Origin of the sequence: Martelella mediterranea, from assembly GCF_004342225.1 — a bacterium.
Lineage (GTDB): Bacteria > Pseudomonadota > Alphaproteobacteria > Rhizobiales > Rhizobiaceae > Martelella > Martelella mediterranea_B.
In genome coordinates this window covers 14,424-31,851 of the sequence record NZ_SMAR01000017.1, presented here as the reverse complement: position 1 = coordinate 31,851, position 17,428 = coordinate 14,424, and the positions used below count along the sequence as shown (strand labels likewise).

At 55.3% G+C, this 17,428-nt stretch carries 17 protein-coding genes; 11 read left to right on the top strand and 6 right to left on the bottom strand.

All coding sequences use genetic code 11. From position 1 onward, the window contains the following. Positions 1–13: 13 nt before the first annotated feature. Positions 14–2,128 carry a S9 family peptidase gene (locus EDC90_RS11845; protein ID WP_132311812.1) on the bottom strand — a complete coding sequence of 705 codons (2,115 nt, stop codon included), beginning with the start codon at positions 2,126–2,128 and terminating at the stop codon, positions 14–16. A 166-nt stretch (positions 2,129–2,294) separates the two neighbouring features. On the opposite strand from EDC90_RS11845, the gene EDC90_RS11840 reads away from it, so the two are divergent. The 7 genes from EDC90_RS11840 to EDC90_RS11810 all read left to right on the top strand — a co-directional run bounded on the left by EDC90_RS11840 (position 2,295) and on the right by EDC90_RS11810 (position 6,350). Further along, positions 2,295–2,687 carry a DUF930 domain-containing protein gene (locus tag EDC90_RS11840; RefSeq protein ID WP_132311810.1) on the top strand — a complete coding sequence of 131 codons (393 nt, stop codon included), beginning with the start codon at positions 2,295–2,297 and terminating at the stop codon, positions 2,685–2,687. 239 nt (positions 2,688–2,926) lie between these two features. Continuing rightward, on the top strand, positions 2,927–3,337 hold the full coding sequence (locus EDC90_RS11835) for a universal stress protein (RefSeq protein ID WP_132311808.1): 411 nt from the start codon (positions 2,927–2,929) through the stop codon (positions 3,335–3,337). A gap of 19 nt (positions 3,338–3,356) precedes the next feature. Beyond that, positions 3,357–3,704, top strand: a complete 348-nt coding sequence (locus EDC90_RS11830; RefSeq protein WP_245511034.1) for a TraR/DksA family transcriptional regulator — start codon at positions 3,357–3,359, stop codon at positions 3,702–3,704. Positions 3,705–3,886: 182 nt separating this feature from the next. Further along, positions 3,887–4,561, top strand: coding sequence for a PAQR family membrane homeostasis protein TrhA (gene trhA, locus EDC90_RS11825; protein WP_132311804.1), 675 nt, complete (start codon positions 3,887–3,889; stop codon positions 4,559–4,561). 27 nt (positions 4,562–4,588) lie between these two features. Further along, entirely contained in the window at positions 4,589–5,104 is a 516-nt protein-coding gene (locus EDC90_RS11820; protein ID WP_132311802.1) for a lysozyme inhibitor LprI family protein, read from the top strand. A gap of 84 nt (positions 5,105–5,188) precedes the next feature. After that, positions 5,189–5,686, top strand: a complete 498-nt coding sequence (locus EDC90_RS11815) for a GNAT family N-acetyltransferase (RefSeq protein ID WP_132311800.1) — start codon at positions 5,189–5,191, stop codon at positions 5,684–5,686. A gap of 16 nt (positions 5,687–5,702) precedes the next feature. Next, positions 5,703–6,350, top strand: a complete 648-nt coding sequence (locus EDC90_RS11810) for a ThuA domain-containing protein (protein WP_132311798.1) — start codon at positions 5,703–5,705, stop codon at positions 6,348–6,350. Between the two features lie 5 nt (positions 6,351–6,355). On the opposite strand, the gene glpK is transcribed toward EDC90_RS11810, so the two are convergent. Further along, entirely contained in the window at positions 6,356–7,849 is a 1,494-nt protein-coding gene (glpK, locus tag EDC90_RS11805; protein WP_132311796.1) for a glycerol kinase GlpK, read from the bottom strand. 23 nt (positions 7,850–7,872) lie between these two features. Beyond that, positions 7,873–9,405, bottom strand: coding sequence for a glycerol-3-phosphate dehydrogenase (gene glpD / locus EDC90_RS11800; RefSeq protein WP_132311794.1), 1,533 nt, complete (start codon positions 9,403–9,405; stop codon positions 7,873–7,875). A 308-nt stretch (positions 9,406–9,713) separates the two neighbouring features. Here glpD and EDC90_RS11795 point away from each other — a divergent pair, with 308 nt between their 5' ends. Together EDC90_RS11795 and EDC90_RS11790 are read left to right on the top strand one after the other, a co-directional pair. Further along, positions 9,714–10,610: an alpha/beta hydrolase gene (locus EDC90_RS11795; RefSeq protein WP_132311792.1), complete on the top strand. Its 897-nt coding sequence runs from the start codon at positions 9,714–9,716 to the stop codon at positions 10,608–10,610. A gap of 177 nt (positions 10,611–10,787) precedes the next feature. Beyond that, complete coding sequence (locus EDC90_RS11790; protein WP_132311790.1) at positions 10,788–11,150, top strand: hypothetical protein; 363 nt, start codon at positions 10,788–10,790, stop codon at positions 11,148–11,150. 95 nt (positions 11,151–11,245) lie between these two features. On the opposite strand, the gene EDC90_RS11785 is transcribed toward EDC90_RS11790, so the two are convergent. After that, on the bottom strand, positions 11,246–12,622 hold the full coding sequence (locus EDC90_RS11785; protein WP_132311788.1) for an MFS transporter: 1,377 nt from the start codon (positions 12,620–12,622) through the stop codon (positions 11,246–11,248). Between the two features lie 245 nt (positions 12,623–12,867). Between EDC90_RS11785 and EDC90_RS11780 the strand changes: the two genes are divergently transcribed. Further along, complete coding sequence (locus EDC90_RS11780) at positions 12,868–13,866, top strand: MBL fold metallo-hydrolase (RefSeq protein WP_132311786.1); 999 nt, start codon at positions 12,868–12,870, stop codon at positions 13,864–13,866. Between the two features lie 172 nt (positions 13,867–14,038). After that, positions 14,039–15,541, top strand: coding sequence for an IMP dehydrogenase (gene guaB / locus EDC90_RS11775; protein WP_132311784.1), 1,503 nt, complete (start codon positions 14,039–14,041; stop codon positions 15,539–15,541). 94 nt (positions 15,542–15,635) lie between these two features. Here the strand turns inward: guaB and EDC90_RS11770 are convergent, their stop codons facing one another. After that, positions 15,636–16,454 carry a transglutaminase family protein gene (locus EDC90_RS11770; RefSeq protein WP_132311782.1) on the bottom strand — a complete coding sequence of 273 codons (819 nt, stop codon included), beginning with the start codon at positions 16,452–16,454 and terminating at the stop codon, positions 15,636–15,638. A gap of 34 nt (positions 16,455–16,488) precedes the next feature. Then, positions 16,489–17,427 (bottom strand): alpha-E domain-containing protein, encoded by a 939-nt coding sequence (locus EDC90_RS11765; RefSeq protein ID WP_132311780.1) that lies wholly within the window; start codon positions 17,425–17,427, stop codon positions 16,489–16,491. Between the last annotated feature and the right edge of the window lies 1 nt (position 17,428).

The window sequence follows — 17,428 nt, the reverse complement described above, 5'->3', positions numbered from 1 at the left end:
TGCCTGTTTTTGATCAGACGTCCATCTTTTCCGCAACCTTGATAGCAAATGCATATTCCAGCGCAATTTCATTCAGGCGCTCAAACCGGCCGGAAGCGCCACCATGTCCGGCGTCCATATTGGTTTTCAGCAATATAGGCTCTTTTCCGGTGGTATGCTCTCGCAATTTTGCGACCCATTTTGCCGGTTCCCAATATGTAACCCGCGGATCTGTCAGTCCGGCAAGCGCAAGAATGGCCGGGTAGGACTTGTCTGCAACATTATCATATGGGCTGTAGCTGGCCATATAATCGTATGATGCTTCCGATTTGATCGGGTTGCCCCATTCCGGCCATTCCGGCGGGGTCAGTGGCAAAGTGTCATCCAGCATCGTTGTCAGAACGTCAACGAACGGTACTGCTGCGATAATGCCTGAGAACTTTTCCGGTGCCATATTGGCGATTGCGCCCATCAGCATACCGCCAGCCGAGCCACCTTCTGCCACAATATTTCCGTGGGCGGTGAAACCTTCTGCCACCAGTGCATCTGCTGCCGCGATGAAATCGGAAAACGTATTCTTCTTGTGAAACATCTTGCCGTTTTCATACCAGGCAAAACCCTTGTCCTTGCCGCCGCGTATATGGGCGATGGCATAAACAAAGCCGCGATCTGCCAGTGACAGGCAGTTGGTTGAAAATGAAGCGGGAACCGCGATGCCATAAGCGCCGTAGCCATAGAGCAGGCAGGGGGCTGATCCATCAAGCGGTGTATCTTTGCGATAAACCAAGCTGACCGGGACCAGTGCGCCGTCTTCGGCTTTCGCGAAAATCCGGCGGGTGATGTAATCATCCGGATTATGGCCTGAGGGCACTTCCTGCGTTTTCAGCAAAGTGCGTTCCCGCGTCACCATATTGTAGTCGAAGAGCTGGCTTGGTGTCGTCATGGAGGAGTAGGAGAAGCGAATGACATCCGTGTCATATTCGGCCCAGCCCTGAAGGCCGAGTGAATAGGCTTCCTCATCGAAAGCAATCGCGTGTTCTTCGCCGGTGGCCCGTTCGCGGATCATGATCCGCGGCAGGCCGTTATAGCGCTCAAGCCAGATCAGGTGGCGTTTATACGCGACATGGCTGAGGATCAGGCGGCCCGGCTGATGCGGCACGACTTCTTTCCAGTTTACCTTGCCCGGCGCATTCACAGGTGCTTCCATGATTTTGAAGTCTTTGGCGCCATCAGCATTGGTCAGGATGTAAAAAACATCCCCGCCTTCGGTAATGTCATATTCAACCATGGTTTCGCGCTCGGCCACAGCCTCAGGCGTGCGCGTCAGATCACTGGTCGGGATCAGCCTGACTTCCGATGTCTGATGATCGTGAATATCGATATAGATGAAATCATCAATCAGCGATCCGTCAATGCCAACGAAGAAGCCGGGATCCTGTTCTTCATAAACAAGACGGTCTTCGCTCTGCTCTGTTCCGATGATATGGTGAAACACCTTCGACGGGCGGTGGTTTTCATCGACTTCAGTGTAAAAAAGGCTTTTGCCATCCGGAGCCCAGACGGCATCGCCGCCGGTGTTCTCAAGCTTGTCCTCAAGGTCTTCACCTGAGGTGAGGTCACGAATGCGGATCGTGTAAAATTCAGACCCTTTGTCGTCATAGCTCCAGCTGGCGCGGCTGTGATCTGTGGTGCAATCAAAGTCGCCGATATCGAAATAGGCCTTGCCCGATGCTTCCTTGTCGCCGTCGAGCAGGATTTCTCGCGCTGAAGTGTCCGCGATATCGCCATCACGCGGGATGCGGAAGAAGTATGGTTGTTCCCCGCCTGTGCGAAACGCTGTGCCGTATGCAAATGGCCCATCCTTCATCGGCACGGAACTGTCATCCTCTTTGATCCTGCCGCGCATTTCTGCGAACAAGGTCTTCTGCAAGGCTTCCGTATCGGCCATTGCCGCTTTCATATAGTCGTTTTCCGCTTCAAGATGCTGACGGATTGCCGGATCAAGAATGGCCGGATCCTTGAACATCGCCTGCCAGTTCTCAGCCCGTAACCATGCGTAATCGTCAACGCGCGTTTTGCCGTGATGCGTATCCGATGTGGGGTGCTTTGCGGCTTTAGGTGGCTGTGGAAGATTGGAAAAGCGTGTCACGATATGAACCGACCTCTGGTTTGAATGGAGGCTGGAAGATAGGCGTTGGGGCGGGCTTCATCAAGGCGAAAGCGCCTTGCCATGTTCCTGACATGATGCGGGGGCAAAGGATGATTTTGTTAGAATGTTATTATATTACGATAGATGTCAGTCAGAGGAATTCGGAATGAAGGTATGGCTTGCAGTTGGGCTGGTTCTGATCGCGGGATGTGGTTCGCAGGCATTTGCGCTGAATAAGCGTGTGACCAATGAGCTGGAGCGTCTTTCGCCTGAGGAAGAGCTGGAGCAGCGTTGCGACATTGAAGCCCTGAACCGGATTGACGATGCACGCTCTGATCTCTCACCGAACAAGGTGATCGCTTACACATTCGGCCCGCCAAAGATTGTTGGAACGACGATCGACGCAAAAGGGGCGGTCTTTCGCTCCCGCGAAACCTGGTACCACCTATCTTATCATTGCGAAGCCGACTCGACCGAGCTGAAGGTGAAGAATTTCAGTTTCAAGATCGGCAAGGTCATCCCGCGATCCGACTGGGAACGGCTGTATCTTTACCCGTGATCCGGTTTTGAGCGCAAAGGCGCGATATTCACCGCCACCGTAAGATTCCGCAAGCCTGAGCCTGGCACGGGATCCCGGCAAATCTTGATCTTAGTCAATGCGGGTTGCTGCGCCAGGTATCAGGGTTCATTCATTCCGGGCGTGTCGGTATTCACCTTGTATGCCAGCGCATAACGGTTTTAACTGACGGGTGTCGGAGATGCGTTTTAAGCGCATGAATTTCGGCCTGGGAGGAAGACATGTTCAAGAAGATCGTTGTTCCTGTCGATGTGGCAGTGCTCGACAAAGGAATGGACATACTGAAAAAAGCTGCTGAGTTGTGCGATCCTGATGGTGAGATCATTCTCATGCATATCGTGGAGGAGGTGCCGTCTTATCTCTCCATCGATGTCCCGGTAGACCTTGTCGACAAGGCCGTGACAGATGCCAAAGACAAGTTGCATGAGCTTAAAGCCCGCACGAAAATCGATGCCGCTATCGAAATTCGGATTGGCCCTCCGGCGCGCGAGATTCTTGCCTGTGCCAAAGAGAAGAAGGCAGATCTGATCATCGTCGCTTCGCACCGGCCGGACATTTCCAATTATCTCATTGGCTCAACGGCTGATCGCGTGGTCCGTCATGCCCCTTGCTCTGTTCTGGTTCGTCGCTGAGGCGGAGACGTTCTGGCTGATGAGAGAAAGGGAGGAAATGATGGTTGATCAGGCCCACTTCAGAGCCGTTCTGCTTGACCGGAAAAACGAGATACTGGCGCGGCTTCAAAAGGTTGATAAGGACCTTGGGCGCACAAAGCTTGCCGACAGTGCCGAAAGGGCTGCAGAAGCTGAAAACGATGAAGTTCTTGAGGAATTCGGCCATGTTGGTGCTGATGAAATCAAGGCGATTGATGCTGCACTGAAGCGGATTGACGAAGATCGCTTCGGCCTGTGTGTCAAATGCGGCGATGAAATTTCACCGGAGAGGTTGGAAGCCGTGCCTTACACACCGTTTTGCAAAAAATGCGCGTCAGCTATGAATTAGCAAACGCGCGGTTGTCGTGAGGCCGTTATTGATTATCCTGTTGTCAGCGCTCGGAACCGGATTTTGAACGCATGTGTTTGTGATCGCACCAAAAGTGCCTGAATGATATTTTACGGTCAGACACGATATGGTGGTGGTGCTGCGTTGCTGGTTCCAGGGTGAGCAGACAACAGGTTTGGTGCATGAAGATAATGGCACGGCGCGGAACGCCGTATGAACTTGGCGAGCTTGTGGCTGATGGTGTTGTGCACGGCATCGGCATTGTGATGGCGCTCATCGGGGCGACTGTGCTGATTTTCTATGCGACCGTCTGGGCTGATGGTGGCGAGATCGCTGCCGCCTGGATCTACTCTGCGGGGCTCGTTCTGGCGCTGGCGATTTCCTGTTCTTACAATCTCTGGCCCGCATCTTCGGCGCGTGCCAAGGGCTTTTTGAAGCGACTGGATCACAGTGCGATTTTTGTGCTGATCGCCGCAACCTACACGCCCTTTCTGCAGCGCGGTACAGCTGACCCCGTAATTTTCGGGTTGCTGATCGCAATATGGGCGATTGCTCTTTTGGGTATTGCCCTTAAAGTCATCTGGTCCGGCCGGTTCGAGCGCGTTGCCATTCTGCTTTATCTGGCGATGGGTTGGAGTGGTGTTCTCGTGGCCAGACCGCTTTTTCCGCTCCTGCCCATGGCAACGAGTATTCTGATCGTGATCGGTGGCGTTATCTACACCGCCGGTGTGATCTTTCACGTCTGGGAAAAACTGAAATACCAGAATGCGATCTGGCATGCATTTGTGGTTGCTGCCGCAGCGGTACACTACGCTGCGGTGCTCACATGTTTCAGCCTCGCGGTTCCCGCCGGCTGAAAGCGAAAAAGAAAGAGGGAGGGTGACATGCGTTTCTTTATCGGAGTGCTTTTGCTGCTGGCGGGCTTGCCCCTTGCAGGAGCGGCTGCAGCGGACGAGCAGGTGATATACTCTGACAAGCTGACGGCTGACTGTGTAAAGGCTGCGACCACCGCCAGTGACGAGCGGGCCTGCGTCGGTCTTTCTGCCAATGCCTGTCAGGAAGCTTCAGATTATGGCTCGACGACAATCGGTATGATCTCATGCCTCAGCAAGGAGGCGGATTTCTGGGATGCGCGATTGAATGCGACTTACAAGCAGCTGATGGAGCGTGCGAAGGAAGCTGACAAGGCCGCGGCAGACGATCCGCACGCAATTGAAAAGGTTGCTGAAAAACTGCGTGATATGCAGCGTTCATGGATTGCCTATCGCGATAACCGTTGTGCCTACGAATACAGCCAGTGGCAAGGTGGAACAATTGCCGGGCCGGTGAGTGCATCCTGCGCGCTGGAGGTGACGGCCGAGCAGGCAATCTATCTTGAGGGGTCCTGGCCGACAAATTAGTGCACATCAGGCAATGTGGCTTGCGTTGCAATATCGCACTTGCCTAAAATCCTGATTGTAAACACGTAGCAATCAGGACCTAAAATGCTCATTCGCGATGCCGTAGAGGCCGATCTTCCGGCCATTCTTGATATCTATAATCATGCAGTCGTCAACTCGACCGCGATCTGGAACGAAATCATTGTCGATCTTGAGAACCGCAAGGGGTGGCTAGCGGCGCGACATGACAAAGGCTTCCCGGTTCTGGTTGCGGAAAACGACGAAGGTGTCGTGATCGGCTATGCCAGCTATGGCGACTGGCGGGCTTTTGATGGCTATCGCCATTCGGTTGAGCATTCGGTTTATGTCCATGCTGAAAAGCGCGGCGGCGGAGCTGGCAAAAAGCTGATGCAGGCTCTTCTGGAGCGCGCCCGCGAGAATGGCGTGCATGTGATGATTGCCGCGATTGAGGCAGAGAACGCCGTGTCTATCAAACTGCATGAACGTTTGGGATTTGAGCACACCGGACGGTACTCAGAGGTTGGCACCAAGTTCGGGCGCTGGCTGGATCTGGTGACGATGCAGTACCTTTTAAAAAACTGATGCGCAGAGGAGCGGCATGAGTAAAGCGCTGATCGTCTGGGGCGGGTGGCCGGGACACGAGCCGGAAACCTGCGCCTGCGAAACCGCCGCCATCCTTCGAGAGGCCGGTGTGACCAGCGATGTCAGCGATGACCTGAATATCTTTGCTGATGCGCAGTTTGATGATTATGACCTGCTGGTGCCTATCGTCACGGGGGAACACATCAGTGATCATGCTGCAAACCGGATACAAGCGGCGGTGCGCAACGGGCTTGGGCTCGGCGGCTTTCACTGCGCGCTGGCAACGAGTTTCAAGGAAAGCGCTCCGTTTCGCTTTCTGGTGGGCGTTACCTGGGTCGCACATCCCGGCGATATCATAGATTTTACAGTGAAGATTGAAGATGCAGGCGATCCTTTGATGGAAGGACTTGCAAACTTTTCCTACCGGTCAGAGCAGTATTATCTGCATTATGATCCATCGGTGCATATCCTGGCATCAACGACGTTCGGCGGCGCATACGATCCGGTTGTTGAGAATGTCACCATGCCCGTTGCGTTTAAACGCGCGTTTGGCAGTGGCCGGATTTTTTATTCTGCACTTGGCCACGCGGCCAGAGAACTAAAGCATCCGGAAGGCCGCACAATCCTGAAGCGCGGCCTGTTATGGGCCATGCGGGAGCGCTAGCGGTTTCAGCCAATCGCACCGAGTGTGCGGGAAACGGCATCCTTCCAGCCGCCATAAAGCTTTTCACGCACCTCCGCCTCCATGTTTGGCTTGAACTGCATATCGACTGCCCAGGCCTCGGAAAACTCCGTCAGGCCGGGATAAAGGCCGGCACGGCTTCCGGCCAGCCAGGCGACACCGAGAGCGGTGGTTTCAACCACTTTGGGGCGATCGACGGGAAGGCCCAGGATGTCGGCCAGGAACTGCATCGTCCAGTCATTGGCGCTCATGCCGCCATCGACGCGCAGAATATTGGCGCTGTCCTGACTGCCCCAGTCGGCATGCATCGCATCAAGAAGATCACGGGTCTGATAGCCGACACTTTGAAGAGCAGCGCGTGCAAATTCCGCCGGGCCGGAATTGCGCGTAAGGCCATAGATTGCGCCGCGGCTTTCCGCGTCCCAGTAAGGTGCGCCAAGGCCGGTGAAGGCGGGAACGAGGTAAAGGGTCTGCTCCTTGTCGGCAGTATTGGCCAGCGCATTGGTTTCACTGGCATGGCGGATGACTTTCAATCCGTCCCGAAGCCATTGCACGACCGCGCCTGCAATGAAAATAGAGCCTTCCAGAGCATAGGTGGGCGTGCCGTTCAACTGATAGGCGATGGTCGAAAGCATTCTGTGCTGGCTCTGTACCAGCTTGTCGCCCGTGTTCAAAAGAGCAAAGCAACCGGTGCCATATGTCGATTTGATCATGCCAGGCTCGAAACAGGCCTGTCCCACCGTCGCGGCCTGCTGATCTCCGGCGACGCCGAAAATCGGAATTTCACGACTGAAAAGATCGGCACGGGTCATGCCGAAATCGTCCGCGCAGTCCTTCACCTCAGGTAAGAGTGAAACCGGGATATCAAGAAGCGCACAAATGTCTTCGTCCCACTCACCCTTCCGGATGTTGTAGAGCATTGTTCTGGCCGCATTTGTGGCGTCTGTGACATGCGCGCGTCCGCCGGTCAGCCGCCAGATCAGATAGGTGTCGACTGTGCCGAAAGCGAGATGACCGGCGTTTGCCTTTTCGCGCGCGCCTTCCACATGGTCCAGAAGCCAGGCGATTTTGGTCGCCGAAAAATAAGGATCGAGGATCAGGCCGGTGTTGGATGATATGAAGCCCTCATGGCCTTCATCGCGCAGTCTCGCACAGGTGTCTGCTGTGCGCCGGTCCTGCCAGACAATGGCATTGTGGATCGGCCGACCGGTGCGGCGATCCCAGATGATGGCGGTTTCGCGCTGATTTGCAATGCCAATCGCTGCCACTTCAGACGCAGATATTTCAGCGCGCTCAATCGCCTCACGGCAGGTACCGGCGACAGTTGACCAGATGTCAGCCGGATCGTGCTCAACAAGACCGGAAGCCGGATAGATTTGCCTGAACTCTTCCTGCGCTGTGGAAATAATCCTCATCTTTTCGTTGAACAGAATGGCCCGGCTCGAAGTCGTGCCCTGATCAATCGCCAGAATATATCCCATTTTTCCTCCTCCTCGCCCGGTTATCAGGCCTGGGACGAAGCTTGTCCGTCCAGCCACTGATCAAGCCGTTCGATTTCCTCACGCTGCATTTTCAGGCCGAGCTTTGTGCGACGCCATACAATATCCTCAGCCGTCTTAGCGAATTCCTTGTCAGTCAGCCAGCGCACTTCTGCTTCATAAAGGTTGGCGCCGAAGTGTTGTCCGAGATCTGATGTTGATCTTGCAGCACCCAGCAACTCCCAGCAATCCGCGCCGTAGCAGCGGAAAAGGCGGGTTGCCCATGCCGCATCAAGAAACGCAAAATCTCTTTGCAGGCGGCTGATGAGTTTATCCACAGCGTCAACCTTGAACGCGCCTCCGGGCAGTGTAGAGCGGGCGGTCCAGTCACCGCCAGCCTGTGGAAAAAATGGGGAAAGTTTGTGTAGTGCTGCTTCTGCCAGCTTTCGGTGCGTGGTGATCTTGCCGCCAAAAACGCTCAGAAGCGGAGCGCCTTCTTCACGCAGAGACAGGACATAATCGCGCGTTGCTGCGGTCGCAGATGAAGCACCATCGTCATACAGGGGGCGAACGCCGGAATAGGTCCAGACAATGTCGTCCTGTGTGAGTGGTTTTTCGAAATATTCGGACGCAAAACGGCAGAGGTATTCGGCTTCTTCCGGGGTGCACTCGGCTTTTGCTGCTGCGTCTTTATGGTCCTTGTCCGTGGTTCCGATCAGCGTGTAATCCTGCTCATAAGGGATCGCAAAGATAATCCGCCCATCATTGCCCTGAAAGAAATAGCTGCGGTCATGGTCGAACAGCTTTTTCGTGACGATATGGCTGCCACGCACGAGACGCACGCTTTCGGAACTGTTGAGGCGCAAAGTGCCGGTGATGACGTCCGCAGCCCATGGGCCTCCTGCGTTGACCAGCGCGCGTGCGAAGACCGGGGCAAGCGGACCGTCGGCGTTTCCCAGCGAAATCTTCCAGATCATCTTGCCGTCTGAACCGGAAATCTGTTCTGCACCCGTGACCTTCGTGCGGGTCATGATCCTTACACCCCGCTCGGCAGAATCGCGGGCCATCAGGGTGACAAGCCTTGCGTCCTGCACCCAGCAGTCGGAATACTCGAATGCCTTGCGATACTGGCTCTTCAGTGCCTTTCCTGCAGGGTCTTTCGTCAGATCCAGCGTGCGTGTTGCCGGCAGGATTTTACGGCCGCCGAGGTGGTCGTAAAGAAACAGGCCAATCCGGATCAGCCACCATGGCCTCAACCCCTTGTGGTGCGGCAGCACAAAGCGCATCGGCCATGAAATGTGCGGCATTGCGTTCAGCAGAACTTCGCGTTCGATCAAAGCCTCGCGGACCAGCCGGAACTCGTAATATTCCAGATAGCGCAACCCACCATGGAAAAGCTTGGTCGAGGCTGACGAGGTGGCCCAGGCCAGATCGTTCATTTCTGCGAGCGCCACAGACAAGCCACGGCCAACCGCATCCCGTGCGATCCCGACACCGTTTACGCCACCGCCAATGACAAAGATATCAACCGGTTTTTTGCTGGAAGCCGCACCTGGCATCACGGTCCCTCCCTTGTGCCATTGTTTGCGAATGCCGGACGTTTGATCACCGCGCAAAGCGTGTGAAAAGCCGGCATTCTGATAATTATCAAGGAATAAATGCGCGTTTATTTTCGAAATGTCAAATTTTATGATCGCAAATTTTCGTTTCGAGCTTGCTTCTCTGGCGACACAACGATGATCGGTCGCGGTGGCGGTCGGAGATAAGCCGATAATGGTCTTGAAAATCTTCGAAGACAGGACGACAACAAAAGCACCGTCGGTTTTATCCGGTCATCTGAACGTGTCATGGGGAAGGGAGCGAGTGCATGTCTGGGGCAGGGCTTCGTGATGAACAGGTTATTCCGCTCTGGCATGGAACGCCGGAGGGCACGCCCGATCATCTGCAAATGGTCGTAACCGAGCGCAGCCCTTCGCTGTTTCGCACTGACCGCGTGATCACAGGCATCAGCGCGCCATCCTTAACTGCGATTGTTCCTCAGTACCCCAATGGTGTTTCGCTGATTGCTGCCCCCGGTGGCGGCTATCAGCGTATAGCTGCCGATGCGGAAGGCTACCGGCTTGGCCAGCATCTTGCTTCCCTCGGGGTGACAACCTTCATCATGACCTATCGTTTGCCGGGGGAGGGGCACGAAAATGCAAGCGACGTTCCACTGGCCGATGCGCAGCGGGCGATGCGGCAGGTGCGCGGCAATGCACTGAGCTGGGGGCTCGATCCGCACAAAATCCTGTTTATGGGCTATTCGGCGGCGGGGCACATGGCTGCTTCGCTTGCAACAGCTTTTGATCGGGAAGTCTATCGTCAGGTTGACCACCTTGATGAGATCTCCGCCAGACCCGATTTCCTGGCGCTGGTCTATCCGGTGATCACGATGTTTGATCCCTTCGTCCACGAAGGTTCGCGGCAGGCGCTTTTGGGCAATACGCCGGATGATGAAACGAAAGCGGCTTACACGCCGGATCGCCATGTCGGGCCGGATACGCCACAGACCTTTATGGTTCTGGCCGATGACGACACTTCGGTTCCGGCAGAAAACGCTCTCGGTTTTTACGCGGCTTTGCGTCGCCATCGGGTTCCGGCGGAGCTGCACATCTATCGCGATGGTGGTCACGGGTTCAAAGCTGCCGGAAAGGATGCCCCGGCGCTGGAGTGGCACCGGCTGCTTATCGGCTGGATGCGTATGACGGGATTGCTGAAAGCGTGAGCAAACCTGCGATAACATCCAGCTCTTTAAGCCCTCTTGTCTCGGCGGGCTGATCTGTGTGCGTTGCAGCTTCTTATCCGCGCTATCAACGTGGTGGACGCGGCGGAGGTGCAGATTCTGCCGCAGTTCCGCGTGGCGGAAGTGGCGGTGCTGATGTTGCCGTAGCGTGATTGCGTGGTGGGCGCGGCGGCGGCGCGGATTCTGTGGCAGTTCCGCGTGGCGGCAACGGTGGCTTTGGAGGATTTCTACGGGGCTCCATGGTTGTGGGCAAATGCCTTGGGGTTGGCATTGCAGCTTCATAAACACGGCTCGATGAAGGTTGAGTTGCAGAAGAAGCGGAGGACGTTGTCGCAGCTGACGGCAGTTCACTATAAATATTTGGCTCTGTGCGCCTGCCTCTGGCTTCAAGTGCGGGAAAGCGCGTATCCGATGGTCTGCTCGCCGAGCGGAAAGGCACGCGCGGTGGATCCGGTTGTTCGCGGTCTGCCCTTGCCGACGCTCTGCCGGCGGTTCCTGAGGCTGAAACATTGTTTCCCATGATGCGCTCCTGTCTTGCAAAACACGAGACTAGAAGTGCGGCCCTGCTATCTGGAAATCGCTTTTTCTGATGTCGGGCAGAACGCCTTTTCGGGCGATTACTGCCTGTGACCTGAGACCTCTGATCCCGCATCGGCTTTCAGGCTGAGCAGGGGGAGCACGGAAGCAAGACCCACAATCGCGACCACCAGAAAGGCAATATGGAAGTGCGCGACTGTCAGTTCGCCATCGGTGAAGTGGTTGGCAAATTCCAGAATGACTGCGGCGAAGGCAACGCCCAGCGCAAAACTCGCCTGCTGAAACATTGCGCTCATGGCTGTGGCCTGACTGGCCTGCGACTTGTCGATATCGGCATAGGCCAGCGCATTGACACCGGTGAAAAAGAATGACCGTCCAAGGCCAAGGAAGAACAGGATTCCCAGCATAATCAGATGGGGTGTGTTGGCCTCGAAAAATGCCAGTGTTATCGTGAGCATTGCAACGACAGCAGAGGCGGTCAGCAGCACATTTTTAAAACCCAGAAGCGCAAAAATGCGCGGTGCGACAAATTTGGTCGCCAGCGCTCCGGCAGCACCAACAAAGGTGATCATGCCGGATTCAAACGGGCTCATACCGAATCCCAGCTGCAGCATCAAAGGCATCAAAAATGGAAAGGCGCCCGTTGCCATACGGAAGAAGGTTGCCGCCGCGGTGGCGACTCTGAAGGACGTGTCGGAAAATATAGCCAGGTTGAGAAGCGGCTTTTCGACAGCGACGGCATGCCGGACATAGAGAAATGCTGCCAGTATGCCGAACAGTGTTGCGATGAAGCCGGTTGCCGGTGGAAGCGCAGGCAGGCTGATCACAGACATGCCGAACACGATGCCGGACGCTGCGGTCGCCAGAAGAAAGAAACCCTTCCAGTCCAGCTTGGAGGGCGGCTCATCGTCGATCTCGGGCAGAAAAATTGCCGACATGACGAGTCCGATCAGTCCGATCGGAACGTTGATCAGAAAAATCCAGTGCCAGGAAAAGTAGGTCGTCAGAAAGCCGCCAAGCGGAGGCCCTGCCATGGGGCCAATCAGTGCGGGAATGGTCAAAAGCGCCATGGCGCGCACGAGTTCCTTGCGCTCAGTTGTGCGCAGGATCACCAGCCTGCCGACCGGCGTCATCATGGCACCGCCCATGCCCTGCAAAAAGCGCGATGCGACAAATTCAAGCAGGTTTCCGGACACTGCACAAAACACAGAACCGATCAGAAAAACGATGATCGCCAGACGGAACACCCGCTTGGCACCGAAGCGGTCTGCTGCCCAACCTGAAACCGGAATGAAGATCGCCAGCGCCACCATATAGGTTGTCAGTGCCAGTTTCAGTGTGATCGGTCCGACACCCAGATCATCGGCGATAGCGGGCAGTGCTGTCGAGATCACAGTGGAATCCATCTGCTCCATGAAAAGAGCAACGGCCATGATGAGAGGAACAACTGGATTCATGAGAGCACATTCTGAAAATGGAAATATGACAAAGGCAGGCTTTAACTACCCGCAGAGGACGTGAATTCCAATGGCGGGACAAGATTTCATTTTCACGCAAACGTGAGACCTGAAAAGCCCGTTCATGCACGAAGGCACATTGAAATCCGCTACTGATGTTCAAATTCAGATGAGAGATCGCAATTCAGCAACCGCCCTGAACGGGGTGGTGCCATAAACTTGACGTTTAGCAGGAGGATATGGTGATGAAGAATGACAATGGAATTCAAAGGCGCAGTCTGATGCTTGGGGCAGGGCTTTCTGCCTTTGCCGCGCCAGCTGTGCTGACAGGTCTGTCTTCAGGCGCTGCGCGGGCTCAGGAAAGTGAGGCGATGCCGGTGTCCGACGGTCCAAAATCCGAGAGCTTCAGTCTCGGCAATTTTAAGATTCTCGTCGTGGAAGACGGTTCCCGGGTGATGGATAATCCCGGTGAGACCTTTGGGACAGGACAAGACCCTGAAACTGTATCTGCTCTGCTGGAGAAGAACTTTCTTCCTGCAGATCGCATGGTCAACGGTTTTGCACCTGTTCTGGTCGATACCGGTGATGCGACCATTCTGTTTGATACAGGCATGGGGGCGGCCGGTCGCTCCTGGGGCGCCGGGCGTCTCGTCGAAGGTCTGAGGGCCAATGGTTATCAGCCGGAAGATATCGATGTTGTGGTGATCACTCACATGCATGGTGATCACATCATGGGGCTTATGGAAGATGGTGCGCCGACCTATCCCAATGCCCGCTATGTCTTCGGCGATAAGGAATATGCGTTCTGGAGCGATGAAGCCCGAATGGGAACGCCCGCTGAAGGTGGACATGAGAGTGTGAAAAAGCTGATCACGCCGCTGGCTGAAAAGGCAACCTTCATCAATGGCGGTGACAGCGTGGCTCCGGGTATCGAAGCCATGGAGGCCTTCGGCCATACGCCCGGGCATCTGATTTTCATGCTGGAATCAAACGGTGAGCAGCTGGTTCTGACGGCGGACACTGCGAATCACTACGTGCTTTCGTTGCAGCGGCCGGACTGGCATGTCCGTTTCGATATGGATCCTGAGGCAGCGGCAAAAAGTCGCCGGGCCGTTTTTGACATGATTGCTGCCGAGCGACTGCCCTTCATTGGCTATCACATGCCGTTCCCATCGGTCGGCTATGTCGAGAAAAGCGGTGATGGCTATGTGTTTATGCCGAAAACCTATCAGTTCCGTCTTTAGAAGACACTGGCACAGGCGTTGAAATCCTTGCCAATCCGAATTCCTGATTTCGGATTGGCAAATCTTCATCTTCGTGTTACGAGCACTCGCCAACTTCCAGAATTATCTGCAAGGGACCGGACGGGATGTTAACCGCCCGGCCATTTCGTATTTTTTAAAAAGGAAATTGGCCATGGCTCAGATTATTCAGGCCGCAACCGGCATGCAGGCGCTCACCTTTGATGATGTGCTTCTGCAACCGGGTCACTCGGACGTTATGCCGGGGCAAGTCGATATTGCGACAACGATCGCGAAGGACATCGACCTCAACCTTCCCATCCTTTCTTCCGCAATGGACACTGTGACCGAGGCTCGCCTTGCCATCGCCATGGCTCAGGCTGGTGGAATTGGTGTTATTCACCGGAACCTGACCCCGCATGAGCAAGCCGAGCAGGTTCGGCAGGTCAAGAAGTTTGAAAGCGGCATGGTCGTCAATCCTGTCACCATCGGACCGGATGCGACGCTGGCTGAAGCTCTGGCTTTGATGAAAGCGAACAAAATCTCCGGCATTCCGGTGGTTGAGCAGGGAACGAGCGATGGCACAACGGCTGGTCTTCTTGTCGGTATTCTGACGAACCGCGATGTGCGTTTTGCGTCCAATCCAGAACAGCATATTCATGAACTCATGACACGCGATAACCTGATTACTGTTCGTGAGACGGTGGATCAGCAGGAAGCCAAGCGTTTGCTTCATCATCATCGCATCGAAAAGCTTCTGGTCGTTAACGACGATGGCCACTGCGTCGGGCTGATCACGGTGAAGGACATCGAAAAATCGCAGCTTAATCCCAATGCCTCGAAAGATGCGCAGGGCCGGCTTCGGGCAGCCGCTGCCATTTCGGTGGGTGACGATGGTTTCCAGCGTGCCGAAATGCTGGTTGATGCCGGCGTTGATCTGATCGTTGTCGACACCGCTCATGGGCATTCCCAGAAGGTTCTGGATGCCGTTGGTCGTGTTAAAAAACTCTCCAGTGCCGTCCGTGTCATGGCTGGCAATGTTGCCACTGCCGAAGGTACGCAGGCGTTGATTGATGCCGGTGCTGACGCCGTCAAGGTCGGGATCGGGCCAGGTTCCATCTGCACGACACGTATTGTTGCAGGCGTTGGCGTGCCACAGCTTGCTGCCGTCATGGCTGCCTCCGAAACCGCCAAGGCTGCCGGAATTCCGGTGATCGCGGATGGCGGTATCAAGTTCTCCGGCGATGTTGCCAAGGCGATCGCAGCCGGTGCAGACGCTGTTATGATCGGCTCGCTACTGGCCGGTACCGACGAAAGCCCGGGCGAAGTTTTTCTTTATCAGGGACGTTCGTTCAAGGCTTATCGCGGTATGGGATCCGTTGGCGCCATGGCGCGTGGTTCTGCCGACCGTTACTTCCAGGCGGAGGTGCGCGATACCCTGAAGCTCGTGCCTGAAGGTATTGAAGGTCAGGTGCCTTACAAGGGGCCGACCAGCGCTGTGCTGCACCAGCTGCAGGGTGGTCTGCGCGCTGCTATGGGCTATGTCGGTGGCCGGGACATCAAGCACTATCAGGAAAAGGCCACTTTCGTGCAGATTTCCAACGCTGGACTTCGCGAAAGCCATGCACACGATGTCACGATCACGCGTGAAAGCCCGAACTATCCGGGTGGTGCGTAATTGCCCGCGCTTTCAACTTTTGTAAATTAAAAGAAAAGGCGGCGCTTCGTGGGCCGCCTTTTTCACTGAAATCACCAGCTGACCTATGTTCAGGTCAGCTCTGGCTTTGAGACTGGCTTTGGCTTGCGACCTGAAGATTGACGGCGAGGCTCTCCGAACCACCACCAATCGTCATCCCGGAGATGGGGGCGGCCTCGGTATAGTCCAGCCCGCAGGCAAGGCGCACGTAGCGTTCATCCGGGCAAACCTTGTTGGCTGCATCAAAGCCAACCCAGCCCAGGCCTTCCAGATAACATTCCGCCCAGGCGTGACTGGCCGTCTGGTGGGTCGTTTCAGACATGAAAAGATAACCTGAGACATATCGGGCCGGTATCTTCATCTGACGTGCGCAGGTGACAACGATATGCGCGTAATCCTGACAGACGCCGGACTGGGCTTTCAGCGCTTCCTCGGCTGTCGTCTGCACCGTGGTCGTCCCGGGCTTGAAGGTCATTGCGTTGTAGAGACGCGCCATCAGGTCGTGAAGGCGTGCAAGATCCGTCTCGCCTTGGAGGCTTTCAACAAGCGATTGAACGTGTTCGCCGTTTCCGGTCAGCGGTGTTTGCCTCAGATAAAGCCAGAGTGGAACATCTCCCGCCGCGGGGCCGAAAATGCCATCAGTATCGCGCGTTTCAACAATGCCCGAAGCAACAAGGCGAACGCTTTTCTGTTCACCATCCGCAGAAACAAGCCGGACATGATTGCCATACTGGTCTGTATAGGCGGCTTCACTGGTTGCGCCTTCAATGGCGACAGACCAGTCCTGAACGGTCTGGCTGGCTGAGCTGACCGGTGTCAGCCTGATGCGTTGCAATGAAAACTGCACCGGCTCGTCATAGCTGTACTCAGTTACATGATTAATGTTCAAAAGCATGGCGTTTTCCTAGTCATCGCTTTTCCGCCTGTCTTCAAGCGTAAAAGCGGTACCCCTCACTGATCTGCATGCTCAACTGGTTGTTCCGTCCTACAAAATCTTCCAGAAACTGGTGAAGGCCATTGTCCATGATTGTCTTGATTTTATGGCTGCGCAAGGTGTTTCGAATGGCATGGGCTGTGTCGTGGGCTTCCAGCCGTTGTCCGTAGTCGGCAGCCAGGTAGTCCAGATTGGTCACGATCTTTTCGTAGCAATAACCCAGCGAGCGCGGCAATTGCACATCGAGGATCAGAAACTCAGCAATCTGGCTCGGCTTATACTCGCCGCCATGCATCCAGCCATAGGCGCGATGGGCCGAAACCGAACGCAGAATCGACTCCCACTGGAGATTATCCAGCGACGTTCCGACATGATGAACCGAGGGCAGCAGAACATAATATTTCACGTCGAGAATACGGCTGGTGTTGTCGGCGCGCTCGATAAACGTGCCGATATGGGCAAAGTTGTAGATCTCATTTCTGAGCATTGAACCATGAAAGGCACCGCGAATAAGCGCCGTACTGTGCTTGATGGCGTCAATCGCTTTCGGCAGATCCGCTGGTTTCAACCGGGCGGCCAGCATGCTTCTGGCCTCAATCCAGCATTCATTCGTGGCTTCCCATGTTTCACGGGTCAGTGCTGTTCGCACCAGCCGGGCATTGTTTCTGCCCGCGTCTATGCAGGACATCACACTGGAGGGGTTGCGGCGGTCGCGTAACAGAAAATCAATTGCATTTTCAGCTGTCAGCGTGTCGTGGACTTCAAAAAAAGCCTCCTGCACACCGGCGCTTTGCAGCACGCCATCCCAGTCATCTGCACCTTTCGAGCGCGTCAGGGCCACGCGCTGGCCGGCATCAATCAGACGGGCAATGTTTTCGGCACGTTCGATGTAGCGGAACATCCAGTAGAGGCCGTTTGCGGTTTTTCCCAGCATG